The organism is Ruegeria sp. BB6 (genome assembly GCF_056539385.1).
In genome coordinates this window covers 146,067-170,714 of the sequence record NZ_JBQFUW010000008.1, presented here as the reverse complement: position 1 = coordinate 170,714, position 24,648 = coordinate 146,067, and the positions used below count along the sequence as shown (strand labels likewise).

The window sequence follows — 24,648 nt, the reverse complement described above, 5'->3', positions numbered from 1 at the left end:
AGTTCTTCTTAAACAAAAAATAAAGCCGCTGCGCGGGGCAGCGGCTTTGAATCTTGGCGATACCGAGTATGGGATCAGTTGCCGATTGTTTGCAGGTAAGCAATCAGGTCGGCGCGATCCTGCGGCTTTTTCAGACCAGCAAAGCTCATGGAGGTGCCCGAAATATAGGCGCTTGGGCGTTCCAGGAACGCGTCCAGAGCTTCCGGCGTCCAGTTTCCGCCATGCGCCTGCATCGCGGCTGAATAGCCGGTAAACCCATTCGCCGAGGCAACCGGGCGGTCCACAACCCCATACAGGTACGGGCCGGTGCCATTCGCGCCATCTTCCAGCTTGTGGCAGGCGGTGCATTTGCGGAATACCTTGGCGCCTTTTTCCACGTCAGCGGCGGCCAGCATGTCTTCAAACACCACTTCTTCGCCGTCAGCGCTTTCGCCCGCGCTTTCGGTTTCGATGATATAAGAAGCCGTCTCGCCATGCGCATCGGCGTGATAAAGAACTTCGGCGCCCCATTTGGCCAGAAGCAGCACCAGGAAGGTGCCAAACAGGCCTGCGGCGGCCTTGGTAACTGTCATCGTGTCGAACATTGATCGCGAGTCCATTTCAGCTGTCTGCGGGGTGTCTAAGGCTTCCCCTGACAAGAGGCAAGGTATAGACACCGCGACTAAACGCCCAATTCGAGAACTTGTTGCACGGAATCGACCAAATGACCAAACGTATCGCATTTCAGGGAGAACCCGGCGCCTATAGCCACGAGGCTTGCCGCAATGCCCGCCCCGACATGGAGGCCCTGCCCTGCCGCACATTCGAGGATGTGATCGAATCGGTCCGCTCGGGCGAGGCTGATCTGGCGATGCTGCCCGTCGAAAACACGACCTACGGTCGGGTCGCCGATATCCACCGGTTGCTTCCCCACAGTGGTCTGCACATCATCGACGAGGCATTCGTGCGTGTTCACATCAATTTGCTGGCCGTTCCGGGGGCCACGCTTGCGGACATAACCGAAGCCCATTCGCATCTGGTATTGCTGCCTCAATGTGCGGGGTTTCTGAAAGAACACGGGATTCGCGGACGGGTCAGCCCCGACAACGCCCGCGCCGCGCGTGAGGTTTCCGAGCAAGGTGATCTGCACTCGGCTGCGTTGGCCAGCGAACTTGCCGGGGAAATTTACGGCCTGAAAGTTCTGGCGCGCCATATCGAAGACCGTGACAACAATACCACGCGGTTTCTTGTGATGTCCCGTCAGGCGGACATGTCCCGTCGTGGCGAGCACGGCATGATCACCAGTTTTGTCTTTCAGGTGCGCAACATCCCCGCGGCCCTCTACAAGGCGATGGGCGGCTTTGCCACGAACGGTATCAACATGACCAAGCTAGAAAGCTACATGGTTGATGGGTCATTCACCGCCACACAATTCTATGCCGACATCGTAGGCCACCCAGACGACCGAAACGTAAAGCTGGCCATGGAAGAACTGGAGCATTTCACCACAAATGTGGAGGTTCTGGGCGTGTATCCAGCCGCCCAACCGCGCGGATAAGACGCGTCGCGAAGTGAAACGCTTGACCTATCCCCTATAGGCGGCGGGCTGCCCGCCAGCGGTTTCGGGCTTTTCTGCGCTTCAGAGGCCGTGCCTGTGCCGTTCTTCCATTTCTCGGGCAAACTCACTCAACCGCGACTGAAAGCGCCGCCGGAACCGAGACTGCCCCAGTCTGAGTGACTGCAGAAAGAGGCGCGCCGGCAGGGATTTGGCTGCCAGGGTCATATCCAGTTTCAGCCTTGTTCTGCGCTGGGACAGAGCAAGGAATTCTATCACCGTCGTGCCGCTCAGCCCTTTGCCGGTGGCCTCAAAGCGCATCTGGGACGGGGGTTCACACTCGGCCATCAATATTTCGACGTGGCGCGGCTTACCGCGCAGCCTGAACTCGGTTTCCCAAGTAGTACCGGGAACGACTCCCATGTGCCCCGACATCCGCCGCACCTCGATGCCGCGACGCATGGCCATACGCTCAAAGCGTTCAAAATCAGCTACCATCTCAAACACTGAGTTGATCGGGGCTTCGATATCTTCGCGCGCCGTGAATTGCATTTCAGTTTGTGGCTCTAATACTTTTCAGCCCAGTATTTTGTCAGTCCAAGGTGTCTGCAAGCCAGTTCTGCAAAAGGAAATGCGCGATGGCACCTTTGCGCGCAGGCAAAAGATTTGGATGCTCACCTGCGAACGCCTGCATCATCTCGGACTTGCTGACCCACATCGCATCTTCGATCTCAACAGGATCAATGTTGATGTCCCTCGAAAGAGCTTCACCTGCGCACCCAAACATCAACGATGCTGGAAACGGCCAGGGCTGGCTGGACAGATACGTCACCTGACCCACCGGCACGCCTGCCTCCTCCATTACCTCGCGCCTGACGGCGGCTTCCAGCGTCTCGCCCGGCTCGACAAATCCCGCCAGCAGGGAATACATCCCTTCGGGCCACCCAGGAGACCGCCCCATCAAAACGGATTCGCCATACGTGATCAGCATAATGACGACCGGATCCGTTCGCGGGAAATGCTGCCCACCGCAAGACGGACAACTGCGCTGCCATCCCGCCTGAGACATCTCGCTGGCCGCGCCACAGCGGGCGCAAAACCGATGCGTCTCGTGCCAGCCGATTACCGCCTTGGCGGACGCCGCCAATTCAGCGTCGCGCGCCGATAACCGGGTCATGATTCGACGCAGTTCAGCAAACACAAACCCTGCGGGTAGGTCAGGATGCTGTTGCTCTGACCGGTCAACAAAAGCGCCGACCTGAGACAAATCCAGATCATCTGCGGCCCAGTTTGAAATATCGACCGCGAACACTGGCGAGTCGTCGGAAATACCCAGAAAGATCGGTTCCTCGGTAATGCCACCCGGTCCGTTTTCAACCAAGCCATGTGTCATCGGAACAAAGCCCAGCCGATCCAGCGCCTCGCCCTGGGCCAGCAGTTTACCCCGCCACAGCAACAGACACCGCGCCCCGGGGTTCGCCCGGGCCGACGCGATTTCATCAGCGTTTCCACGAAAATGCGCCGCACGATCCAGGCCAGAACCACCAAATGTCACATGCTCAGCGTTTTTCATTGCAGTTCCTTTGGGTTGTCCGCACAGGGCTGCCATGACAACGATGGCGTTGCAATGGCAATTCATACCGACCGGAAAAAGAACCCGCGGCGTTAAATACCCGCGGCTCATCTTGATCTTTGCGCTGAATACTCTTTTTGTTGAAATTGATTAATAAAAAACTGCCAAAAGTAGAGTTTTGAAACCTTCTTCCTCTTTGACGAAAGCGCGGGTCCGAATTCTGGCCACGACAGACCTGCATATGAATATGACCGGGTTTGATTACTACAGCGACAGCCCGGACCCTTCCATCGGCCTGACACGCACCGCAAGCCTGATCAAACAGGCGCGGGCGCAGGCCGAGGAGCGCGGAGACCTGGTTCTGCTATTCGACAATGGCGACGCGCTGCAGGGTGCTCCGATCGGAGAGTGGGCAGTTGGGCAAACAGATGAACGTCACATCCTGATGCAGGCGTTCGACATGCTCGGATATGACGCGATTGGATTGGGTAACCACGATTTCGGGTTCGGACTGGATGTCCTGGATCGAGTGATGGGGCAGGCACCGTGCCCGGTTCTTTGCAGCAATGCCACCCGGCAGGACGCGGCTCCGATCTGGCAAAGCCACGCGATTCTAGACCGCTCCATCAGCGCAAACGGGCAGATAGCCACTTTGAAAATTGGCGTCTTTTCTGTCCTGCCTCCGCAAACGGCCAAGTGGGAGGCCAACCATTTGAAAGGTGTCGTGGACATAGACGACATCGTGACTTGCGCACGAACCAAAACGAAAGAGCTAAAGTCTGCCGGATGCGATCTGATAGTTGCGCTGGCGCATACCGGGCTGGGTACCTCGGCGCCGGAACCCATGATCGAAAACGCCATTATCCCCTTGGCCACCGTGGATGGCATCGACGCGATCATCGCCGGACATTCGCATCTGACGCTTCCCGGGGCTGCGCATGACGGATTGGAGCATGTCGATTGGCAAAAAGGTTTCGTTCATGGAAAGCCGGTCGTGATGCCCGGCGCTGCGGGGTCGCATCTGGGGGTGATTGACCTGAACCTCAGCGCGGAACAAAACGGAAAATGGAGGGTCACCAGCCAACGCGCAGACCTGCGCCCCATATCACCCACCGCATCTTTGAACCCGCCGGTGGAAGACCCGGAAATGCGACGCCTGTTTGCCGAAGGACATGCTGCTACGCGAAAGATATCTGACCAGCCTGTTGGGAAAACACGGCGGCATCTGCACAGCTACTTCAGTTTTTGCGCTGCGGATCGTGGGCTTGCGCTAGTGGCGTCGGCTCAGGCCGCGGCCCTGCGGCCCTACCTGAAAGGCACCCCGCTCGAGAGCTTTCCGGTCCTATCGGCGGTTTCGCCTTCAAAATTCGGGGGCCGTGCCGGGCCGCGCTTTTTTACCGACGTGCCGCCGGGCCAGATCCGCTTGCGCCATGTTCACGACCTCAGCATTTTTCCGAACGAATTGATGGCCGTCATCGTCACGGCAGAGCAAGTGAAGGAATGGCTCGAAATGTCGGCCAGTGTCCTCAACCAGATGCAGCCGGGCCACCAGCGAGACTTATTGAGCCCCGGGCGCGCCGGTCACAACTTTGATGTCCTGCACGGTCTGACCTACCAGATCGATCTCAGCCACCCTGCCCGTTTCGATATGGGCGGCGACATGACCAACCCGTTGAACAGCCGGATTCGCGACCTGCGGTTCGACGGCCACCCCATTTGCAAGTCGCAGTCATTCGTAGTTGCCCTGAACAACTACAGGGCAAATGGCGGCGGGCATTTTCCGTTTGTTGATAGCGCACCGCAAAATCCCCTGCCGGTCTTGCCAATTCAACGCGCCCTGCGGGATTACCTGTCTGGCGTGACCGCCCCTGATCCGCTGGACAACGCCAAACCTCCGTTCACGCTTGCGCCAGTGCCCGGCGCTTTTGCCATCCTAAGAACTGGGGCCAAAGCCCTGCAACACTTGGCCGAACTGGACGAATTCGACCCAATGGCAATCGGGCAGGACGAGAGTGGGTTTACGCAAATTCGATTGACACTCTGACGGGTTGTCATTTGCGCGGCAGATGCCTATATCCACCCCTGAGAGGTTGGCGCGGGCGAGCGCCTCGCCAACCTGGTCAGGTCCGGAAGGAAGCAGCCACAACGAGCCCCGCTTGGGTCGATGTCCAACCTCTCACTTCTCCAAACCGAAAATGTGTTGCCGCGTCAGGCGATCAGACGGGGCCAAATGGCAGCGCTTCGGCGTGCAAAGATTCCGATATGCCCAATCTGTTTCAGTCCGAAATCTTGCGCTGACAACAAGTTCCGACGTGCACTTGGACCATAAAGGTTGGCCAGACGCCACACGGCCTTTGGCGGCGCCAGTTGGTCGTCTTCAAGCGCAAACAATTCCACGGGCTTTCCGTGCTTGGACCAGTCCGCAGCCGGTAGGCTTTTTCCGATTTCGGGCAGGTAATTCTGGGGCGCAGTGCACCAATCGCGCCACTGCCAATACACGCCTGACGGCAGATCAGCGCCAAACCCGGTGGCCTTGCCCGGCAGGTAGCCCAAAGATTTTACAACCAGAGGCACGTGGCCGTACCAGAACATCGAAGCCAAGGCGCGGTAGGGCCACGGGTGATCTGACAAAGTCGCCAGACCCGAACAGATACAGATCATACGGTCGATCTGTTCACAATCGGGCGAAACCGGGCCGAGCATGCCACCAAGGGAATGACCGATGCTCCACTGTTGCGCGTTAGGGAACCGTCTACGCATTTCGGCGCGCGCCGCAGGCATGTCATTCAAGGCCCAACCCGCCATTGTCGCCTGCGCGTCCTGCCTCCGCCCTGTCAGGGAATGGCCGAAATCGCTGTAGTCGTAGGTCAGACAGGCGATACCCTGTTCGGCCGCCAGCCAGTGAGCGAAGTGCTGGTAATAGTCTCGCGGAACACCCGTCGCGCCGTGCACGACGACGGCAATCTCTGGCTTTGTCATCGGCAAATACAATCGCGCCGACAATTTTGCCTGGCCAGAGGGAATCAAGAAATCCTCGGTCAGCACCGACTGCAAGTTATCCAACATGGGCCCTCTCGAAGCTACTGAACTGTTCGGTTCACTCTCCTATCGGGCCATTTGCGCCCACAGAGTCAAGAGCGCGCAAGAGTGACCATGCGTCCGTTTGAATTCTACTGCACGCTTGACTCGGAAGGATTTCACCCGCTAGCGATGGCGTGATGGTTCTCGTTCCCGATCTCTGGGAGCGGGATGAAAAGGGAACACGGTGCGGTCCCAACCGGAGAAACCGGAACGGACCAAGGCCGCGACTGCCCCCGCAACTGTAAGCGGTGAGCAATGCCGAGACACCACTGGCCAAATGGCTGGGAAGGTCGGCAACGCGAAGACCCGCAAGTCAGGAGACCTGCCATCGAACCAAAACCGAAACTCGGGCGGGGCGTCCGGGCAGGTCTTCAGTTCGCTGAACCTTCCTGACCAATGCCCCGGCCAACGCGCGGAGGGCGCAGTATGATCTGGAAGACAAAAACTCACGAATTTTCGGCAACGGTATGCCAGAAGACCGGCAAACCCTGCCCGGCGCTGGCTCAGATGGCGCGCGCATTGGCGGATGCGATGGCGACCGCGCAGCCTGCGACCAACCGTGAATTTGAGGTGGAGGGCAGCGGCGAGCTGGACCATTGCGCCGACGGGTGCACCGCACGTTTTCGCGCGGATCACGCTCAGATCAGGGTGTTTTGCGGCATTGGCTCTGACACGCCTTCCGCAATCCTGAATGAATACGCCGACCTGATGTTCGGCCAGGACACAACCTTCATGCCAGCCGGAGTTGTTTCTGAATTGCCGTGCGCAATGCTCCAGGTGACGACATTTGCGGCGCAACCGGCGTCCGCCGCGCAGCATCAGCTTGGGGTGTGACGTCAAACGCCTCGCGGAACCGGTGCCGTCGCCCAAGCAAGCTGCGCGGCGGTTTCCACGGCGCATGGCCTTGCGGCCCGCAATCTGCGCAGAGCCTGCTCAGGGTTTTCGCCGCTTTCCACCATGAGGCGCAATACCGTCATACCGGAACGCCCGCACCCGCCCCGGCAGTGCACCAGAACCTTGCCACCGCCTGAAAGTATCCGCCGTGCCGCAGCGCTGACTTCGGACCATTCTGTTTGCGACCCTGACGACGGGGCACCAAAGTCTTCGATCGGCAGGTGAACCCATTTGACCGAATTGCACTGCAAATCGTGTCCCAGCCCGCTCACCCTGGCATCTGCCATTTCGATGTCCGTCGTCATTGAGATCACCAGGTCTGGCCGCCATTCAAGGAGTGTTCCCAGATCCCCAGCGTAGTCCCCATGCCGACCCGGTATCGGAGCCAAGGCCACCAAGCCGGAACCAATCGGTACGGGATAGATTTCAAACTTGTCCAAAATAACCACGCAGCCCGCATAGAAGGCCCGCGAACGGGGCAAACATACTTACCAAAAGCTGTACCTCCTGCGATCTGTCATGCCAAATCGAAATTCATCGCACCCTGCTGTGGACGTAGACGGCGGGGGTCACTACGCTGCAAAGCTGATACGAATCCGACAGAGCAGACATGACCGAATCTCCAAGCCCCGCCTATCAGGTGCTCGCGCGTAAATACCGTCCTGAAACTTTTGCCGACCTCGTGGGCCAGGACGCGATGGTGCGCACGCTGAAAAACGCATTCGAGGCCGATCGGATCGCGCAGGCATTCATCATGACCGGCATTCGCGGCACCGGCAAAACCACGACGGCGCGGATCATTGCCAAGGGCATGAACTGCATCGGACCAGACGGCGAGGGCAAAGCGACGATCGAACCCTGCGGCCAGTGCGAACACTGCGTGGCCATCATGGAAGGCCGCCATGTTGACGTGATGGAGATGGACGCCGCAAGCCGCACCGGTGTGAACGACATTCGCGAGATCATCGAAAGTGTCCGCTATCGCGCCGCCAGTGCACGCTACAAGATATACATCATCGACGAAGTTCACATGTTGTCGAACAGTGCGTTCAACGCTCTGCTCAAGACCCTTGAGGAACCGCCCGAGCACGTGAAGTTCATCTTCGCCACCACCGAGATCCGCAAGGTTCCGGTGACGGTCCTGTCCCGGTGTCAGCGCTTTGACCTGCGCCGGATCGAACCCGAGGACATGATCGGCCTGCTGAAAAAGATCGCAACTGCCGAGAACGCTCAGATCGCCGAGGATGCTCTGGCGCTGATCACCCGCGCAGCGGAAGGATCGGCCCGGGATGCGACCTCGTTGCTGGATCAGGCTATTTCGCACGGTGCCGGGGAAACCAGTGCCGATCAGGTGCGGGCCATGCTGGGATTGGCCGATCGCGGGCGTGTGCTGGACCTGATGGACATGATCCTGCGCGGCGATACCGCCGGAGCTTTGACGGAGCTGGGCGGCCAATATGCCGAAGGTGCCGACCCACTGGCCGTGCTGCGCGATCTGGCCGAGATCACGCATTGGGTCTCGGTGGTCAAGATAACGCCGGACGCTGCAGAAGACCCGACTGTCTCGCCTGACGAACGCGCGCGGGGCGTTCAGATGGCCGAAGCCCTTCCGATGCGCATCCTGACCCGGATGTGGCAGATGCTGTTGAAAGCGCTCGAAGAGGTTTCGGCCGCGCCAAATGCGATGATGTCGGCGGAAATGGCCATTATCCGGCTGACCCATGTCGCCGACCTGCCCACCCCGGAAGATCTGATCAGACGTCTTCAGGACGCGCCACCCCCTGCCCCCAACGGCGGACCCGGCGGCGGAATGCCAGCGCCGTCGCACGGCACCGTTCAGGCTCATGCGCCGTCAGTACAGTCTTACGCGGCGCCAGCAGGTGGCGGCGCGGGCGCACCCAGCGCAGCTTTGGCGCGGGACACTCAGACCGCCTTGGCCCGGTATCCGACCTTTGAACATGTGGTCGAACTGATCCGCACTAACCGGGACGTGAAACTGCTGGTCGAGGTTGAAAACGGCGTGCGTCTGGTTTCGTACCAGCCGGGACGGATCGAGTTTACTCCGGCCGACAATGCTCCGACGGATTTGGCGCAAAGGCTGGGATCGGCGTTGCAACGCTGGACCGGAAATCGCTGGGCGGTATCAGTCGTATCGGACGGTGACACGGCGACAATCGCCGAGGTCAGGGACGCCGCAGACCTCGCGCTGCGTGCGCAGGCCGAGCAGCATCCGCTGGTTCAGGCGGTGCTGGAACAGTTCCCAAAAGCTTGGATCAAAAGGATCGAAACGCCCGAGGAACGCGCCGCCAAGGTCGAAACAGAAGCCTTGCCCGAAGTCGAAGACGAATGGGACCCGTTCGAGGAGGATTGAACCCTTCGCGAAATCAATACCCGTGATACTCCCGCGCCCGCCACGGGCCATCGGCTGACGCCGATACCCCTGAGCGGACTTGGGCCCGGCAGCGCGGGCAAAGCCCGCGCTGCCGGGCCCAACGGGAGGAAAGGTCTTGCCAAAGACCTTGACGACGGGCGGGAGCCCTACGGCCCTTGTGCCGCGCGGGTGCCGCCCGTATTTAGACTTCAAACTGACTTACAGGAGAAACACGATGCTCAAAGGACTCGGCGGTCTGGGCGACATGGCCAAGATGATGAAATCCGCACAGGATTTGCAGACAAAGATGACCGACATGCAGGAAGAACTGAACACCATTATGGTTGTTGGCGAATCCGGTGCCGGGCTGGTCAAGGCCACCGCCACTGCAAAAGGCGAGCTGAAAGGTCTGGACATTGACCCGTCGATCTTCAACGGCGACGACAAGGAAGTGGTCGAAGACCTGATCCTTGCCGCCATCAAGGACGCGCAGACCAAAGCGGCAGAGCGGTCGCAGGAAGAAATGGCAAAGCTTACCGAAAGCATGGGCCTGCCCGCAGACATCAAGCTGCCGTTCTGATAGACACTCCTGACGAAACACAGGCCGGGCGCCACTGCCCGGCTCATTTGCAGGAGCACGCGCAGTGAGCTCGAACAGCGACATCGACAACCTGATCGACCTGTTGGCCAAGCTGCCAGGGTTGGGTCCGCGCTCGGCCCGCCGCGCTGTGCTGCACCTAATCCGCAAGCGCGCCCTGCTGCTGACCCCCCTATCCGATGCCATGCAGCAGGTCGCCATCACCGCCCGCGAATGTCTGAACTGTGGTAACGTGGGGACGACCGATATCTGCGATATCTGCAACAGCGAGGTCCGCGCGACTGGTGAGCTGTGCGTGGTCGAGGACGTCGCTGACCTTTGGGCGATGGAGCGCGCGGGCGTGTTCAAAGGCCGCTATCATGTTCTGGGCGGCACGCTATCGGCACTGGACGGCGTCGGCCCGGACGAGTTGCGCATCCCCCGCCTTAAGGACCGGGTGGTGGCCGAAGGAGTTACCGAGGTCATCCTCGCCCTGAATGCCACCGTCGATGGCCAGACCACAGCGCACTATATCGCCGATCAGCTAGAGGGGCAGGTCCGCCTGACCTCGCTAGCGCAAGGCGTGCCGATTGGGGGGGAGCTGGATTATCTGGATGATGGGACGATTACGGCGGCTTTGAGGGCGCGGAAGGAGTTGTGAGCCGTTGCGGGCTGTAGCGCGTCAATAGAGCCCATCGGTTTCGTCAATCAGCACCGGTGGCCCCAAATAGTCCGCTTCAAACCGGACGCGCGCGCCACTGTAGTTCTCGAAATGAACCGTTAGACCGACGGCATCATTCCTAAATAATCCTTTCAAGTACCCGGCAAAGCTTTCGATACTTCCGACCCAACCATTCGCACTGGACAGCCTGAACTCCGTCCACTTTTTCAGTTCCGTGCTGCGCTCAGCGTCCAGCTTGTGTTCAGGCCAGCGCGTATTTTTGCACTGAAAAACCCCATAGTTCGCATAGGGTTTGGCTGCATCAATGGGCGGCCAGTCAAAGACGTGAAACCGCGCCAAGAAATTGCCTAGGACTACATAAATGCTGTGTTTGTCGACGGCCTTATCTTCAGTCGTGCCGCCATTCCACGCACTCTCATCTTTGGTCAAGAAATATCCCAGGCACGCGTCGGCCCCCCAAACCACCGGATCTGTACTTTCAAAGGGTTGCCATTCTTCCTCCTGAATTGGCGGATCAAGGATTGATGGACCTTTGCGACATCCGTGGGTCGCACAATAGGCGTTTGGGTCAAATCGGAAACCACTGGGTTTTTCAGGTAGCTCGCCTTCTGCCCAAACGACTGGTCCGACTACACAGCAAATTGCAGTGAGTATCCTAAAAACATAGACTCGAAGAGTAATAGGACCCGGAATCAAGTAGCCGCCGCCTCCGAAAGATGAAAATGTGGTTTAATCAACAAACGCACAACTGGCGTTTCAAAGTCAAAAGGAAAAATTCAACTTTGTGGCACCGATAAACCCTTTGTTCCGATTTGCATGTCATTTAGAGTTCGAGAAGTTAATTCACAGTCTATGAAAAGAGATCATGACCCGCCTTCTCGCCCTCACCCTCGCCGCCTTCACCGCAACCGCCGCTTGGTCGCAGGAACTCATCGACAAAGGCTTTGCCGAGGGTTGGAACATCATGATGGACCCCGCGCTTGGCAACGGGTGCCTGATCCAGACGGTGTACGAGGATCTGTCGGTCGTTCGTCTAGGCTATGACGCTTTGGGCGACCGCGGGTATTTTACGGTTTTCAACAAGGCGTGGGGGGATATTGAACAGGGCCAAAGCTACCCCATCCGGTTCGAGCTGGACGGCAATAGCTTTGACGCCACCGCCATTGGGTTCAAACAGAACCGCGTGCCGGGTGCGACCGTGTTTTTCACCGACCGGAACTTTGTGAATGCCATTGCTCAGAACCGCACAATGACCGTTTACAATCCGGCAGGAGAAACCGTCATGGCCATAGACCTGAACGGCACGGCCAAGGCGCTGGAATACGCGCGCGACTGCCAGAACAAAAAGCTCTAGCGAATCGGATCAAACAGGGCGTCTGTCGCCGTGCAGTCCCGGATCACATCCCGGCCACAGGGCACCGGTTCAAGATCGCGCGACAGGCACAGGCGGACCTCTTGGATATAGCCTTGCTTGCACGTGATGGTGATCATGTCCGGCTGTAGCCCCGGATTGGCTTTCAGAAACGCCTCTTCAACCACCGAGGCCGGAAGTTTGACGGTCTCATCCAGCTTGCGAAAGACCTCGGGCCGCACGACTTGCTCGTAAGCATGGCGCGACAGGGCGAAAAAATCCGGCGCGGAGAGGCCCGAGCAGGTTCCGTGTTTCTTCCACTGATGCCACGCCAAACCGGACGTGCCCTGAATATCCGCCATTTCCCGCGTCATACGGCGCGAGGGTGGAGCCTCGGCGGTTTGGCAATAGGACGGCCAGCCCCGATGAAACTGTGGCCACAACCCATGCAGGATCCAGCCGTGATCGTGGCGCGCGTCGCACTGATCTGATCCACGCGCATCCCCTTCGCGCGCGCACCAGTTGGGCGACCAGCTGAGCGACAGAACATAGTAGTCGAACGCACCTGCCGCTTTGCCATCCGCCACGGCTGACATCGCGCTTATCGCCCATACAGTCAGCCCCAGAATCGCTTGGCGCATTCGCCTCTTCCCTTCTTGACCTTGCGCGACTATACACGGGCCAAGTTCCCCGACAACGGAAACCTGCCCCAAGACCACGGGGCCGCCGAATTCCGGCGACGGGACAGATGTATTTAAAGGAGACGGGCTGATGGCAAAACCGCTTATGGCCAAGGCAACAGCCGTATGGCTGGTGGACAACACCACGATCAGCTTCAAGCAGATCGCGGATTTCGTAGGCATGCACGAGCTTGAAGTGCAAGGCATCGCCGACGGCGACGTGGCCGCTGGCGTCAAGGGGTTCGACCCCATCGCCAACAACCAGCTGACCCAGGACGAGATCGACGCTGCGCAGAACAACCCACTGCACAAGCTCAAGCTCAAGTTCAACGCCGCTGCCGCAGGCGAAGAAAAGCGCCGTGGCCCGCGTTATACGCCGCTGTCCAAACGTCAGGACCGTCCGAACTCGATCCTGTGGCTGGTCAAGTTCCACCCTGAACTCAGCGATGGTCAGATCGCCAAGCTGGTCGGCACCACCAAGCCCACTATCCAGTCGATCCGCGAGCGCACGCACTGGAACATCGCCAACATGCAGCCGATCGACCCGGTCGCCCTGGGTCTGTGCAAACAGTCCGAACTGGATGCGATCGTTCAGAAGGCCGCGGCCAAGAAAGCCGCCGAAGGTGGCGTCATGAGCGATGATGAGCGCCGCAAGCTGGTCTCGACCGAGCAGTCGCTGGAAATGGACGCCGCGCCAAAAATCCCGACCGCGATCGAAGGTCTGGAAACATTCTCGCTGTCCGACGAACCGGTCGAAGAAAAAGACGACGAGCCGGTCATCGACGCGGACAGCTTCTTCAACCTGCCCAAAGGCGGGGCCGAGGATGAAGACGAAGACGATCTGCGCCCCTAATGCACAGACAGCCCCTGCCTGAACGGGCCGGGGCTTTTTTAACGGGAACCACATGCTGAACGTATTGTCTGCCGTATTTGGTCCGCACCGAGCCGTGTCGATCTATGCCTTTATAAAGACCAAGGGTCTGGCTGTGCTGGGAGGCGTCGGAGTTGTTGCCGTTGCAGCGGCGCTCTTGCTGCTCAACGATGACGGGCGGCACGAGCACGAAGCGTTCATGACGGTCCCGGTCCTGTCTGCCACGCCGATCAACGGGGATCTCAAGAACGGGGTCATCGCCTCGGTACGGTTGCCGGACGGATCCGCGACGTCGATCTCATCCACCGAAGCGCCGATTTCCCAGACCGTTGGCGACAAAGCCTGCATAGAAAAACGCGTTTACGTCGAAAGTGGCGAACCGCGATACCGCTTCAAGCTGCCGCGATATTGCGAAGCAAGCTGATCACGCAAAACCGCCCGGTGACACCACCGGGCGGTTTTTCCTTTTAGGCGTTTCGGGTTCAGCTTGAGACCCCAATCGCACTAGATCATCTGAAATATGATCCCTGCGATAATGGCCCCGGTTATGCCCAGCCCCAGATAGGTCGCAAACACCTTCGGTTTGACCAGCGACCAGACGGCGGCCATTGCCGGGATCGAACTGACCGCACCTGCGACCATGAAAGACATGGCGGCCCCGACACTCATCCCTTGTTCGGTCAGACCGGCCAGCAGCGGCGGTGCAACGTATGAGTTCAGGTAAGCAGGCATCCCGACCAGAGCCGCGATGACGATCGGCAAGACACCCTCACCACCAACCACCCGAGCGATCAGATCGGCCGGAACATAGCTGACCAGCAGCGCCTCGAGCACATAGGCCAGAGCCAGCCATTTCAGCAGGAACAGGCCGTTGTGAACGAATTCGGACCGAAAGCGCTGGCGACGCTCGGGCTCTTGCCAGAACCGCCAGACGGGTTTGTCATCCTGCTTGGGGCCACACCCGCAGCAACCGGCTGGTTTGTATTCCCGTAGCGGCTGCGCGAATGCACCGCTGCGCATCAGACCACGCACGACGAAACCGCCGAATAGCCCCAGAGCGACAGCAGCCACGGCTTTCCCGATCGCGAACGGCCAGCCCAATGCCCCCGCAGTGATCAGCAAGGTGGGCGGGTCGATCAGAGGGGAGCTGAGCCAGAACGCCATCACCGCCGACAAGGGCGCACCCAGCGCCAGCAGTCCCGCGATGAAGGGGATCACCTCGCAGGAACAAAACGGTGCCAACCCGCCAAACAGAGCGGCGAGGAAAATCATCCGTGTCTCGCGCCCTTCAAAGGCGCGGGCGACCATGACCTCGGCCCCTGTCGCCTTGAGGTAAGACAGAAGCAGGACAGCAAACAGGATATATTGCCCGGTATGCGCAAGTGCCTTGCCTGCGAAAGTGACAACCTCTGCCCAGTTTCCGGGGTCCAGAACCGCCACGGCGATCAAAATCGCGACGATCACCGCCCATGGCGTTTTGATCACGTCCAGCGCAGCTTTTCCCGAAATCTTCTGGTTCTGTGTCAGTTCAGCCATCGTTCGCGGCCTTTCCCACTTCGTCCGCGCAGCACTCGGACAAGATGAACTGCGCCAGATTTCTAAGCTCGTCATAGCTGGCGCGGTTGATCGTTGTGCGCCCTATTTTCTCTTGCTCAACGACACCACCGGCCGCCAGAAACCGCAGGTGATGCGCCAGTGTCGACGGCGCGATACCCGTGCGTTCCTGTATTTCGCCAACGGTCAACCCGGCCTCACCTGCCCGGACCAGAGTTTTCAGAACTTTCAACCGGGCCTCGGATCCCATGGCCGAAAATCCTGCTGCGGCGGTTTTCCACATATCGCATTCTCCATTAAACTAGATTTCTAGTTATTTAGGTGAGTCGAATTCCGTTGTCAACGCAAATGGACAAATCCTTGTAAGTCCAGATTGCCCACCCCATAAGTCCACCCTATAAGACCCTATGGGCATTTCGGTCGACACCTTCTTTCTTGAACTCAACGGACAAGGCACGCTGCAGGCACAGATCCAGCAGATGATTGCCGAGGGCATTCTGTCGGGCCGTTTTCACGTGGGCGAAAAGCTGCCCTCATCCCGCAAACTGGCCGCGCATCTGGGCGTAAGCCGGATTACGGTGACGCTGGCTTATACGGAACTGCTGGCCAATGACTACCTGACAGCAAAGGGCCGATCGGGGTACTATGTCTCGCAAAATGCCCCAGTGCCACCAAAGTACTCGCCGGTTCAGCGCGGGGACGAAACCGTTGACTGGAATACGGCGCTGGCGCGGCGCTTCTCGGACGGGGAAGTTTTGTCCAAACCCAGCGACTGGCGCGATTATCGCTATCCCTTTATCTACGGACAGGCAGATCGAACGCTTTTCGACCACGCCAACTGGCGTCTCTGCGCAGTGCGTGCCTTGGGTCACAAGGACTTTGACTCTCTGACCGGAGATTACGTCGATCAGGACGATCCATTGCTGGTCGAGTTCATCGCCCGACACACCCTGCCCCGTCGAGGCATTGCTGCGCGACCAGAAGAAATCCTGATCACCATGGGTGCGCAGAACGCCCTTTGGCTAGCCTCGCGCATATTGCTGAATCGCAATCGCACGGCTGTGATCGAGGATCCCTGCTATTATGCGCTGCGCGATCTCTTGAACCATTCCGAGTGTAAAGTGGCCCCTGTCCCGGTTGACCGTGATGGTCTGCCCGCCCACGCGCTGCCGAATGAGACAGACGTGATCTTCACGACACCCAGCCACCAAAGCCCGACCACCGCGACCATGCCCGTGGACCGCCGAACAGACTTGCTGACTCGCGCGCGCGAACTTGACGCGATGGTGGTCGAGGATGATTACGAATTCGAGATGGCCTTTCTGGGCGCGCCCTCTCCCGCGCTCAAGTCGATGGACCGGGACGGGCGGGTGATCTATGTGGGCAGCTTTTCCAAATCGCTCTTTCCGGGGCTGCGCCTTGGCTACATGGTGGGCTCGGAACCGTTCATTCGCGAGGCCCGCGCCCTGCGCTCGCTGGCGCTGCGCCATCCCCCCGGACATATCCAGCGCACAGCCGCATACTTCCTGTCGCTTGGCCACTACGATGCGCAAATCCGAAGGATGTCAAAGGCGCTGGCCCAACGGCGCGACGCGCTGGACAAGGCCGTGGATCAGCATGGCCTGACCGTTGCCGGACGCGGGATTCTTGGTGGGTCATCCCTGTGGATGTCTGCGCCGCCCCATGTGGACACGACGGAACTCGCGCAAAGGCTGCGCGGTCAGAGCGTTCATATCGAGCCGGGCGCACCGTTCTTTTCCGGCCCTGAACGGCCGCGGAATTTCTATCGCCTCGGCTATTCTTCGATCGCCCTTGATCGCATTGCACCCGGTGCGAAACTCATCGCCGACGCCATCGGTGCATACTAAGTCAGCTCTGGACCTATTCCGCCGTTCGTTCTGGCCCTAACGCCACCCGTTCCCTTGGGCCAAAACCGTATTCAAAGGCAGGGTAAATCGCCCGGCCATTCCACACATGCGCGGAGATCAGTCAGATGAAAATGACCACGGAAGAAGCCTTTGTTAAGGTTCTGCAAATGCACGGGATCGAACATGCGTTCGGGATCATCGGTTCGGCCATGATGCCGATCTCGGACCTGTTTCCCAAGGCGGGCATCATGTTCTGGGACTGTGCGCATGAGGGCAGCGCGGGCATGATGGCCGACGGCTATACCCGCGCCACCGGCAAGATGTCGATGATGATCGCGCAGAACGGCCCCGGCATCACCAACTTTGTCACCGCCGTCAAAACCGCCTATTGGAACCACACTCCGCTGCTGTTGGTCACACCGCAGGCGGCGAACAAGACCATCGGTCAGGGCGGCTTTCAGGAAGTCGAACAGATGAAACTGTTCGAGGACATGGTCGCCTATCAGGAAGAAGTCCGCGACCCGTCCCGCGTGTGCGAGGTTCTGAACCGCGTGATCATGCAGGCGAAACGCGCCAGCGCGCCGGCTCAGTTGAACATCCCACGTGACATGTGGACTCAGGTGATCGACGTAGACCTGCCCGCGATTGTGGAATTCGAGCGCCCCTCAGGTGGTGAGAGCGCCGTGGCGCAGGCGGCAGACCTGCTGTCGAACGCCAAGAACCCGGTGATCCTGAACGGCGCGGGTGTGGTTTTGTCCGAAGGTGGGATCGACGCCTCGATCGCTTTGGCCGAACGTCTGGATGCGCCGGTCTGCGTCGGCTACCAGCACAATGACGCCTTCCCCGGCAGCCACCCTCTGTTCGCCGGTCCTTTGGGTTACAACGGCTCAAAAGCGGGGATGGAGCTGATCAGTGAGGCCGATGTGGTTTTGTGCCTCGGCACCCGTCTGAACCCGTTCTCGACCCTGCCGGGCTATGGCATGGAATACTGGCCCGCTGACGCCAAGATCATTCAGGTCGACATCAACCCCGACCGCATCGGCCTGACCAAGAAAGTCTCGGTTGGCGTGATCGGGGACGCCGCCAAAGTCGCCAAGGGCATCCTTGAGCAGCTCAGCGATACAGCCGGGGACGCAGGCCGGATCGAGCGCAAGTCTCGAATTTCGCAAAAGAAATCGGCTTGGGCACAGCAACTCTCGAGCATGGATCACGAGGATGACGATCCTGGCACCACATGGAACCAGCGCGCTCGTGCCGCCAAGCCAGACTGGATGAGCCCTCGCATGGCGTGGCGTGCGATACAGGCGGCGCTGCCAAACGAAGCAATCATTTCCTCGGACATCGGCAACAACTGCGCCATCGGCAACGCCTATCCGTCTTTTGAGGCGGGCCGCAAATACCTGGCACCGGGACTGTTCGGGCCGTGTGGCTACGGGCTGCCGTCCGTCGTCGGCGCAAAAATCGGCAACCCGGATACTCCGGTTGTCGGCTTCTCTGGGGACGGCGCTTTTGGCATCGCGGTAAACGAACTGACCGCAATCGGGCGCGAGGAATGGCCGGCGATCACGCAGATCGTCTTCCGCAACTACCAGTGGGGGGCCGAGAAACGGAACTCGACCCTTTGGTTTGACGACAATTTCGTGGGCACCGAGCTGGGCACCAAAGTCTCGTATGCCGGGATCGCGCAGGCATGTGGCCTGAAAGGTGTCGTGGCTCATACGATGGACGAGCTGACAGCGGCGCTGAACCAGGCGATCGAAGACCAGAAAAACGGCATCACCACCCTGATCGAAGCGATGATCAACCAGGAACTGGGTGAGCCCTTCCGCCGCGACGCGATGAAGAAACCGGTGGCGGTTGCGGGCATCAGCGCGGATGACATGACCCCGCAGGCCGGGGCTTAACCCGCGTGAAGCCTCTGCGCGCCATTCTCGGGACGGCCAGCGCGTCGGACAAAATCATCGCCCTTTCCGAGGGCGATGATCCCCGTGTCGTCGAGGGCGCGGTCATGGCGGTGAAAGAGAATGTCGCGCGGATCATTCTGGTTGGCGACACAGCCAAGGTTACACCTCTGTTGGAGGCGCAGGGCGAGTTCAACCGCGAACACATCGAAATCCACGATCCGGCAACATCTGCGCTGACACCCAAACTGGCAGAAGCCTTGTACGAGCGACGCAAGCACAAGGGCATGACGCTGGATGACGCGCGCCAGCGGATCACCAACCGCCTGACCTACGCAGCCATGCTTGTGCAACAGGGCATTGCCGACGGCACAGTAGGCGGCGCGGTCGAGACCACCTCGGACACTGTGCGCACCGCATTGCAGATCATCGGCACGGCCCCGGACGCCGCCATGGTTTCAAGTTTTTTCCTGATGCTGTTCTGCCAGGACCACCACGAGGTAAAGGGAGCGCGCATATTCGCCGATTGCGGTCTGGTCGTGGACCCCGACGCGCAGGAAATGGCGGAAATCGCCCGCGCTTCGGCTGCGTCCTACACCACGCTGACAGGAGATACGGCGCGCGTGGCGATGCTATCCTTCTCGACATCCGGCAGCGCCGAGCACCCGAAGGTCTCAAAAGTTGTCGAAGCCACCCATATCGCGCGTGCCAAGGATCCGGACTTGTTGATTGACGGAGAGCTGCAGTTCGACGCCGCCTTCGTGCCCGAGGTCGCAGCGCAAAAAGCGACCGAATCGCCCCTGAAAGGCGAAGCGAACGTATTCGTGTTTCCCAGCCTGAACGCAGGCAACCTGGGGTATAAAATTGCACAAAGAATAGGCGGGGTCGAAGCCATCGGACCAGTTCTGCAAGGGCTGGCCAAACCCGCGAATGATCTGTCCCGTGGCTGTACGGCCGAAGACATACTGCACATGATCGCCGTTACCAGCGTTCAGGCGCAACATGGCCAGATTGGGAAATGAGCCGCCGATAGCCGCTAAAATGCAAAAGTTATTCCGGTTCTCGGCAAAGTGTGAGAATGATCAGATCGTTAACTACAGGGGGCCGATTTGAACCAGCCAGTCATAGATACCTCGCCCAAGGTCTCGGATGAGGTTCGCAAGACCACCTGCTACATGTGCGCCTGTCGCTGCGGCATCAACGTTCATATGAAAGACGGAAAGGTCGCCTATATCGAGGGCAACCGCGACCATCCTGTCAACAAGGGCGTTCTGTGCGCCAAGGGCAGCGCCGGGATCATGCAGGTCAACGCGCCGTCGCGCCTGCGCAAACCGCTGCGCAGGGTCGGACCACGCGGCTCGGGCGAATTCCGCGAGATCGAATGGGACGAAGCGATCAGCACCGCCGTCGGCTGGCTGAACGAGCTGCACGAGACCGCCCCGCAGAAACTGGCCTTCTTTACCGGCCGCGACCAAAGCCAAAGCTTTACCAGCTTCTGGGCGCAGCATTTCGGCACACCCAACTACGCGGCCCATGGCGGGTTCTGCTCGGTCAACATGGCCGCAGGTGGCATCTACACGATGGGCGGTGCCTTCTGGGAGTTCGGCCAGCCCGACTGGGACCACACCAAACTGTTCATGCTGTTCGGCGTGGCCGAGGACCACGACAGCAACCCGATCAAGATGGGGATCGGCAAGATCAAGGCACGCGGCGCGCGTGTCATCGGGGTGAACCCGATCCGCTCGGGCTATAACGCAGTTGCCGATGACTGGGTCGGGATCACGCCCGGCACCGACGGTCTTTTTATCCTGTCACTGATCCATGTACTGATGAAGGCGGGTAAGATCGACCTCGACTATCTCAGCCGCTACACAAATGCGCCGGTTCTGGTGAACGCCGCAGAGGGTCCGGAGAAGGGACTGTTCCTACGCGACGCCGACGGCAAACCTCTGGTAATCGACCGCGTGACCGGCGAACCCACCGCCTTCGACAAACCCGGCGTGCGCCCGGATCTGTCGGCCACCTACGACAAAGATGGCGTTACGCACCGCCCAGTCTTTCACCTGATGGCCGAGAAATACCTGTCGGACGATCACGCCCCCGAAGCCGTCGCCGACCGCTGCGGCATCCCCGCCAAACGCATCCGCGCCATTGCCGCCGAAATCGCCCGCGTCGCCTTTGACGAGGCGATCGAGCTGGATCACGAATGGACCGACTTCCGGGGCGAAAAGCACAGCAAAATGACGGGCCGCCCAGTCAGCTTTCACGCCATGCGCGGAATTTCCGCCCATGCCAACGGCTTCCAAACCTGCCGTGCCCTGCACGTGCTGCAAATCCTGTTGGGCACGGTCGAGGTCCCCGGCGGCTTCCGCTTCAAACCGCCCTACCCCAAACCGGTCGAGGCGCATCCTACCCCACACGGCGACCGCCGCCCCGGTCGTCCATTGGAAGGCCCGCACCTGGGCTTCCCACGCGGTCCCGAAGACCTGCTGCTGGACGAAAACGGCAACGCGCAACGCATCGACAAAGCATTCACATGGGAAAACCCGATGTCGGCCCATGGCCTGATGCATATGGTGATCTCGAACGCCGCTGCGGGTGACCCGTACAAGATCGACACGCTGTTCATGTATATGGCGAACATGTCGTGGAACTCGTCCATGAACACCAAGGGTGTGATGGAGATGCTGTCGGCCAAGACCGAAGACGGCAAGTATGTCATCCCCAAGATCATCTATTCCGACGCATATTCCTCGGAAATGGTGGCCTATGCCGATCTGATCCTCCCCGACACCACCTATCTGGAGCGGCACGACTGCATCTCGCTGCTCGACCGCCCGATCTGCGAGGCCGACGCCGCCGCCGATGCGATCCGCTGGCCCGTGGTGGAGCCCGACCGGGACGTGCGCGGCTTCCAATCGGTGCTGATCGAACTGGCAAACCGCATGAGCCTGCCGGGTTTCACCAACGAAGACGGCACGCCCAAATGGAAAGACTACGCCGACTATATCGTCAACCACCAGCGCAAACCCGGCATTGGCCCTCTGGCCGGGTTCCGGGGCGAGGATGGCGACAAGGAAGGACGCGGAGAGGTCAATCCTGACCAGTTAAACCGCTACATCGAAAACGGTGGCTTCTACGTGGCGCATATCCCCGAAGGCGCGGACTACTACAAACCGTGGAACGCGGCCTATCAGGACTGGGCGGTGGGCATGGGCCTCTATGACAGCCCGCAACCCTACCTTTTCCAACTCTATTCCGAGCCGATGCGCAAATTCCAGCTGGCCGCCGAAGGGCATGGCGACCGCCAGCCCCCCGAGCATCTGCGCCAGCGGATCAAAGACACAATGGACCCGCTGCCGATCTGGTACGAAACCGACCAGCAGGGCAACGAGGGCTTTACCGTTAACGCCCTGACCCAACGCCCCATGGCGATGTACCACAGCTGGGGCACCCAGAACGCATGGTTGCGCCAGCTCCACGGCCGTAACCCACTCTACGTCCCCACCAAATTGATGCGCGAACACAACCTACAAGACGGCGATTGGGCCAAAGTCACCTCGCCTCACGGTGAAATCACAGTCCCGGTTGTGGAAATGGCCGCGCTGAACGACAACACCGTCTGGACATGGAACGCCATCGGCAAACGCAAAGGCGCATGGGCCTTGCAGGAAGACGCGCCCGAAGCCACCAAAGGGTTCCTCCTCAACCACCTGATCCACGAATTACTCCCCCCCAAAGGCGATGGAATGCGATGGGCAAACTCGGACCCAGTTACAGGTCAGGCGGCATGGTTCGACCTCAAGGTCAAAATCGAAAAGGCCGCCGCCCCAACCGACGCGCAAAGCCAGCCGGAATTCGGCCCGATCAACTCACCCGTCGGCACCGGCCCAAAGGATATTGCATGGAAGGTTGGCAAATGACCGGGTCCGCGCTTCATCTGGCTAAAAATATCCCGGGGTCTGGGGCAGAGCCCCAGCCGATCCTCACCACACGCACAAAGGCAAGCCCGTCATGACCCAGCTCCCGCAATCGACCGAGCGCAAAATGGGCCTCGTCATCGACCTTGATACCTGCGTCGGCTGTCATGCCTGCGTGATCTCGTGCAAAGGATGGAACACCGAAAACTACGGGGCACCTTTGTCCGATCAGGACGCCTATGGTGCCGACCCGTCGGGCACGTTCCTGAATCGCGTCCACTCGTACGAGGTTCAGCCCACCGAAGGCCACGCCCAACTAATCCACTTTCCAAAATCCTGCCTACACTGCGAAGACGCGCCCTGCGTCACCGTCTGCCCCACCGGGGCCAGCTATAAGCGGGTCGAGGATGGCATTGTGCTGGTCAACGAAAACGACTGCATAGGTTGTGGCCTCTGCGCGTGGTCCTGCCCCTACGGAGCGCGTGAGATGGATATGGCGGAAGGGGTGATGAAGAAATGCACGCTCTGCGTTGATCGTATCTACAATGAAAACCTTCCCGAGGTGGACCGAGTCCCCTCCTGCGTTCGCACTTGCCCCGCAGGGGCACGGCATTTCGGCGATCTTGGAGACCCCGAAAGCGATGTCAGCAAATTGGTTGCCGAACGGGAGGGAATGGACCTGATGCCCGAAATGGGCACCAAGCCCGTGAACAAATACCTGCCACCACGCCCCAAAGACCAGGTGGAAGACCAGATTGATATTCTGGCACCGCTGCTGGCCCCGGTCGCCGAAGAACCCAAGGGTTTTATCGGCTGGCTCGACAAAGCTCTGGAGAAGCTCTGATGCATCCAGCCCCTTCCGTCATCATTTTCACCACCCTGTCCGGCCTGGGTTTCGGTCTCCTCTTCTTTTTGGGCCTTGGGTTGCCAGACGTCACCGGCTGGGTTGCGTTCGTTTTCTTTGTTATCGCCTATGGTCTGTCTGTTGGCGGGCTTATGGCCTCGACCTTCCACCTTGGGCACCCTGAACGCGCTTGGAAAGCGTTCACTCAATGGAGGTCCAGTTGGCTTAGCCGCGAAGGCTGGTGTGCAGTCATCGCACTGATCGTTATGGGCCTTTACGCGATCGGAGCCGTCTTTCTGGGACAACGGTGGAGCGTGCTCGGGCTTATCGGGTCTGCGTTTTCGCTGGCGACTGTTTTTACGACGTCCATGATCTATACCCAACTCAAAACCATCCCGCGCTGGAACATGAAACTGACACCGGCGCTGTTTCTGAGTTTTAGTCTGGCTGGAGGCGCGCTGCTTGCAGGTCAAACCGGGCTGGCGGTTCCTTTGTTGCTGGTCGCCGCGACTGTTCAAGCGCTGTATTGGTGGCAGGGCGACAAAGCGCTTGCCCAATCAGAAACCAACCTGGGCACAGCAACGGGTCTGGGGTCACGCGGAGCGGTTCGGGCGTTTGAGCCACCTCACACAGGGACAAACTATCTGCTGCGGGAATTCGTGCATGTCGTGGGGCGCAGACACGCCGAGAAACTGAGGATCATTTCGTTTCTGCTGGCTTTCTTCGCCCCAGTTGTTCTGCTGTTTCTGCCGTTCAACCACTTTTTTGCCCTGCTTGCGGTGCTCTCGCATCTGACGGGTGTTGCCGTGTCGCGCTGGTTGTTTTTCGCGCAGGCCGAGCACGTGGTCGGATTGTATTACGGCAAACGGTAAGGAAGGGGGCCAGCCCCCTTCTTGGTCTTTCAGACCAATTCATCCCCCGGGATATTTTTAGCCAGATGAAGGGCG

General features: G+C 59.6%; 24 protein-coding genes, 1 other RNA gene and 1 riboswitch. Of the genes, 16 read left to right on the top strand and 9 right to left on the bottom strand.

The features are described from left to right. Nucleotides 1-74 precede the first annotated feature (74 nt). Complete coding sequence (locus ACR0B7_RS17605) at nt 75-584, bottom strand: c-type cytochrome (protein WP_170386730.1); 510 nt, start codon at nt 582-584, stop codon at nt 75-77. A 119-nt stretch (nt 585-703) separates the two neighbouring features. Between ACR0B7_RS17605 and ACR0B7_RS17600 the strand changes: the two genes are divergently transcribed. Next, entirely contained in the window at nt 704-1,537 is an 834-nt protein-coding gene (locus tag ACR0B7_RS17600) for a prephenate dehydratase (RefSeq protein WP_170554114.1), read from the top strand. A gap of 81 nt (nt 1,538-1,618) precedes the next feature. Here the strand turns inward: ACR0B7_RS17600 and ACR0B7_RS17595 are convergent, their stop codons facing one another. Both ACR0B7_RS17595 and nudC read right to left on the bottom strand, forming a co-directional pair. Next, a complete protein-coding gene (locus tag ACR0B7_RS17595) occupies nt 1,619-2,086 on the bottom strand; it encodes an SRPBCC family protein (protein ID WP_170485718.1) in 468 nt (155 codons plus the stop codon). Between the two features lie 40 nt (nt 2,087-2,126). Then, on the bottom strand, nt 2,127-3,107 hold the full coding sequence (gene nudC / locus ACR0B7_RS17590) for an NAD(+) diphosphatase (RefSeq protein WP_170485719.1): 981 nt from the start codon (nt 3,105-3,107) through the stop codon (nt 2,127-2,129). Between the two features lie 178 nt (nt 3,108-3,285). Here nudC and ACR0B7_RS17585 point away from each other — a divergent pair, with 178 nt between their 5' ends. Beyond that, nucleotides 3,286-5,151 carry a bifunctional 2',3'-cyclic-nucleotide 2'-phosphodiesterase/3'-nucleotidase gene (locus ACR0B7_RS17585; protein ID WP_480682110.1) on the top strand — a complete coding sequence of 622 codons (1,866 nt, stop codon included), beginning with the start codon at nt 3,286-3,288 and terminating at the stop codon, nt 5,149-5,151. A 39-nt stretch (nt 5,152-5,190) separates the two neighbouring features. After that, an RNA gene (ffs, locus tag ACR0B7_RS17580) (signal recognition particle sRNA small type) lies at nt 5,191-5,289 on the top strand. 26 nt (nt 5,290-5,315) lie between these two features. On the opposite strand, the gene ACR0B7_RS17575 is transcribed toward ffs, so the two are convergent. Beyond that, on the bottom strand, nt 5,316-6,173 hold the full coding sequence (locus ACR0B7_RS17575) for an alpha/beta fold hydrolase (RefSeq protein ID WP_170386022.1): 858 nt from the start codon (nt 6,171-6,173) through the stop codon (nt 5,316-5,318). A 136-nt stretch (nt 6,174-6,309) separates the two neighbouring features. After that, nucleotides 6,310-6,532, top strand: a riboswitch (cobalamin riboswitch). Between the two features lie 82 nt (nt 6,533-6,614). Here ACR0B7_RS17575 and ACR0B7_RS17570 point away from each other — a divergent pair. After that, the gene (locus ACR0B7_RS17570) at nt 6,615-7,022 is read left to right on the top strand and encodes a hypothetical protein (protein ID WP_170485721.1); all 408 of its coding nucleotides are present in this window, start codon (nt 6,615-6,617) and stop codon (nt 7,020-7,022) included. Between the two features lie 2 nt (nt 7,023-7,024). Here ACR0B7_RS17570 and ACR0B7_RS17565 read toward each other — a convergent pair whose 3' ends face one another. After that, the gene (locus ACR0B7_RS17565; protein ID WP_480682107.1) at nt 7,025-7,531 is read right to left on the bottom strand and encodes a protein-tyrosine phosphatase family protein; all 507 of its coding nucleotides are present in this window, start codon (nt 7,529-7,531) and stop codon (nt 7,025-7,027) included. A gap of 161 nt (nt 7,532-7,692) precedes the next feature. Here ACR0B7_RS17565 and ACR0B7_RS17560 point away from each other — a divergent pair, with 161 nt between their 5' ends. The 3 genes from ACR0B7_RS17560 to recR all read left to right on the top strand — a co-directional run bounded on the left by ACR0B7_RS17560 (nt 7,693) and on the right by recR (nt 10,691). Beyond that, on the top strand, nt 7,693-9,453 hold the full coding sequence (locus ACR0B7_RS17560) for a DNA polymerase III subunit gamma/tau (RefSeq protein WP_170485722.1): 1,761 nt from the start codon (nt 7,693-7,695) through the stop codon (nt 9,451-9,453). Nucleotides 9,454-9,688: 235 nt separating this feature from the next. Further along, a complete protein-coding gene (locus tag ACR0B7_RS17555) occupies nt 9,689-10,033 on the top strand; it encodes a YbaB/EbfC family nucleoid-associated protein (RefSeq protein WP_170386032.1) in 345 nt (114 codons plus the stop codon). Nucleotides 10,034-10,097: 64 nt separating this feature from the next. Further along, nucleotides 10,098-10,691, top strand: a complete 594-nt coding sequence (recR, locus tag ACR0B7_RS17550) for a recombination mediator RecR (protein ID WP_170485723.1) — start codon at nt 10,098-10,100, stop codon at nt 10,689-10,691. Nucleotides 10,692-10,712: 21 nt separating this feature from the next. On the opposite strand, the gene ACR0B7_RS17545 is transcribed toward recR, so the two are convergent. Continuing rightward, a complete protein-coding gene (locus ACR0B7_RS17545) occupies nt 10,713-11,141 on the bottom strand; it encodes a hypothetical protein (RefSeq protein WP_480682105.1) in 429 nt (142 codons plus the stop codon). Between the two features lie 436 nt (nt 11,142-11,577). Here ACR0B7_RS17545 and ACR0B7_RS17540 point away from each other — a divergent pair, with 436 nt between their 5' ends. After that, nucleotides 11,578-12,066, top strand: coding sequence for a hypothetical protein (locus ACR0B7_RS17540; RefSeq protein ID WP_170485725.1), 489 nt, complete (start codon nt 11,578-11,580; stop codon nt 12,064-12,066). Here ACR0B7_RS17540 and ACR0B7_RS17535 read toward each other — a convergent pair. Further along, entirely contained in the window at nt 12,063-12,704 is a 642-nt protein-coding gene (locus tag ACR0B7_RS17535; RefSeq protein ID WP_170485726.1) for a ribonuclease T2, read from the bottom strand. The genes ACR0B7_RS17540 and ACR0B7_RS17535 overlap by 4 nt on opposite strands. A 130-nt stretch (nt 12,705-12,834) precedes the next feature. On the opposite strand from ACR0B7_RS17535, the gene ACR0B7_RS17530 reads away from it, so the two are divergent. Both ACR0B7_RS17530 and ACR0B7_RS17525 read left to right on the top strand, forming a co-directional pair. Next, a complete protein-coding gene (locus tag ACR0B7_RS17530) occupies nt 12,835-13,596 on the top strand; it encodes a DUF1013 domain-containing protein (protein WP_170485727.1) in 762 nt (253 codons plus the stop codon). A gap of 52 nt (nt 13,597-13,648) precedes the next feature. After that, complete coding sequence (locus tag ACR0B7_RS17525; protein ID WP_170485728.1) at nt 13,649-14,038, top strand: hypothetical protein; 390 nt, start codon at nt 13,649-13,651, stop codon at nt 14,036-14,038. A gap of 80 nt (nt 14,039-14,118) precedes the next feature. On the opposite strand, the gene ACR0B7_RS17520 is transcribed toward ACR0B7_RS17525, so the two are convergent. Then, the gene (locus ACR0B7_RS17520) at nt 14,119-15,150 is read right to left on the bottom strand and encodes a permease (protein ID WP_170485729.1); all 1,032 of its coding nucleotides are present in this window, start codon (nt 15,148-15,150) and stop codon (nt 14,119-14,121) included. Next, nucleotides 15,143-15,451 (bottom strand): metalloregulator ArsR/SmtB family transcription factor, encoded by a 309-nt coding sequence (locus ACR0B7_RS17515; RefSeq protein WP_170485730.1) that lies wholly within the window; start codon nt 15,449-15,451, stop codon nt 15,143-15,145. Before ACR0B7_RS17515 ends, ACR0B7_RS17520 begins: the two co-directional genes overlap by 8 nt. Nucleotides 15,452-15,575: 124 nt before the next feature. Between ACR0B7_RS17515 and pdxR the strand changes: the two genes are divergently transcribed. From pdxR to ACR0B7_RS17485, 6 genes are all read left to right on the top strand, one after another. Then, the gene (gene pdxR, locus ACR0B7_RS17510; RefSeq protein WP_170485731.1) at nt 15,576-17,036 is read left to right on the top strand and encodes a MocR-like pyridoxine biosynthesis transcription factor PdxR; all 1,461 of its coding nucleotides are present in this window, start codon (nt 15,576-15,578) and stop codon (nt 17,034-17,036) included. 125 nt (nt 17,037-17,161) lie between these two features. Further along, on the top strand, nt 17,162-18,940 hold the full coding sequence (xsc, locus tag ACR0B7_RS17505; RefSeq protein WP_170485732.1) for a sulfoacetaldehyde acetyltransferase: 1,779 nt from the start codon (nt 17,162-17,164) through the stop codon (nt 18,938-18,940). A 5-nt stretch (nt 18,941-18,945) separates the two neighbouring features. Next, complete coding sequence (gene pta, locus ACR0B7_RS17500; RefSeq protein ID WP_170485733.1) at nt 18,946-19,959, top strand: phosphate acetyltransferase; 1,014 nt, start codon at nt 18,946-18,948, stop codon at nt 19,957-19,959. An 87-nt stretch (nt 19,960-20,046) separates the two neighbouring features. Next, nucleotides 20,047-22,860: a molybdopterin oxidoreductase family protein gene (locus ACR0B7_RS17495; RefSeq protein WP_170485734.1), complete on the top strand. Its 2,814-nt coding sequence runs from the start codon at nt 20,047-20,049 to the stop codon at nt 22,858-22,860. A gap of 91 nt (nt 22,861-22,951) precedes the next feature. Then, nucleotides 22,952-23,701 carry a 4Fe-4S dicluster domain-containing protein gene (locus tag ACR0B7_RS17490; RefSeq protein WP_170485735.1) on the top strand — a complete coding sequence of 250 codons (750 nt, stop codon included), beginning with the start codon at nt 22,952-22,954 and terminating at the stop codon, nt 23,699-23,701. Beyond that, entirely contained in the window at nt 23,701-24,573 is an 873-nt protein-coding gene (locus tag ACR0B7_RS17485) for a DmsC/YnfH family molybdoenzyme membrane anchor subunit (RefSeq protein WP_170485736.1), read from the top strand. Before ACR0B7_RS17490 ends, ACR0B7_RS17485 begins: the two co-directional genes overlap by 1 nt. Nucleotides 24,574-24,648 lie beyond the last annotated feature (75 nt).

Coding starts and splice junctions, on each gene's coding strand:
- ACR0B7_RS17605 (WP_170386730.1), bottom strand. CDS start 584: ATGTTCGACACGATGACAGTTACCAAGGCCGCCGCAGGCCTGTTTGGC.
- ACR0B7_RS17600 (WP_170554114.1), top strand. CDS start 704: ATGACCAAACGTATCGCATTTCAGGGAGAACCCGGCGCCTATAGCCAC.
- ACR0B7_RS17595 (WP_170485718.1), bottom strand. CDS start 2,086: ATGCAATTCACGGCGCGCGAAGATATCGAAGCCCCGATCAACTCAGTG.
- nudC (WP_170485719.1), bottom strand. CDS start 3,107: ATGAAAAACGCTGAGCATGTGACATTTGGTGGTTCTGGCCTGGATCGT.
- ACR0B7_RS17575 (WP_170386022.1), bottom strand. CDS start 6,173: ATGTTGGATAACTTGCAGTCGGTGCTGACCGAGGATTTCTTGATTCCC.
- ACR0B7_RS17570 (WP_170485721.1), top strand. CDS start 6,615: ATGATCTGGAAGACAAAAACTCACGAATTTTCGGCAACGGTATGCCAG.
- ACR0B7_RS17560 (WP_170485722.1), top strand. CDS start 7,693: ATGACCGAATCTCCAAGCCCCGCCTATCAGGTGCTCGCGCGTAAATAC.
- ACR0B7_RS17555 (WP_170386032.1), top strand. CDS start 9,689: ATGCTCAAAGGACTCGGCGGTCTGGGCGACATGGCCAAGATGATGAAA.
- ACR0B7_RS17540 (WP_170485725.1), top strand. CDS start 11,578: ATGACCCGCCTTCTCGCCCTCACCCTCGCCGCCTTCACCGCAACCGCC.
- ACR0B7_RS17535 (WP_170485726.1), bottom strand. CDS start 12,704: ATGCGCCAAGCGATTCTGGGGCTGACTGTATGGGCGATAAGCGCGATG.
- ACR0B7_RS17530 (WP_170485727.1), top strand. CDS start 12,835: ATGGCAAAACCGCTTATGGCCAAGGCAACAGCCGTATGGCTGGTGGAC.
- ACR0B7_RS17525 (WP_170485728.1), top strand. CDS start 13,649: ATGCTGAACGTATTGTCTGCCGTATTTGGTCCGCACCGAGCCGTGTCG.
- ACR0B7_RS17520 (WP_170485729.1), bottom strand. CDS start 15,150: ATGGCTGAACTGACACAGAACCAGAAGATTTCGGGAAAAGCTGCGCTG.
- ACR0B7_RS17515 (WP_170485730.1), bottom strand. CDS start 15,451: ATGTGGAAAACCGCCGCAGCAGGATTTTCGGCCATGGGATCCGAGGCC.
- pdxR (WP_170485731.1), top strand. CDS start 15,576: ATGGGCATTTCGGTCGACACCTTCTTTCTTGAACTCAACGGACAAGGC.
- xsc (WP_170485732.1), top strand. CDS start 17,162: ATGAAAATGACCACGGAAGAAGCCTTTGTTAAGGTTCTGCAAATGCAC.
- ACR0B7_RS17490 (WP_170485735.1), top strand. CDS start 22,952: ATGACCCAGCTCCCGCAATCGACCGAGCGCAAAATGGGCCTCGTCATC.
- ACR0B7_RS17485 (WP_170485736.1), top strand. CDS start 23,701: ATGCATCCAGCCCCTTCCGTCATCATTTTCACCACCCTGTCCGGCCTG.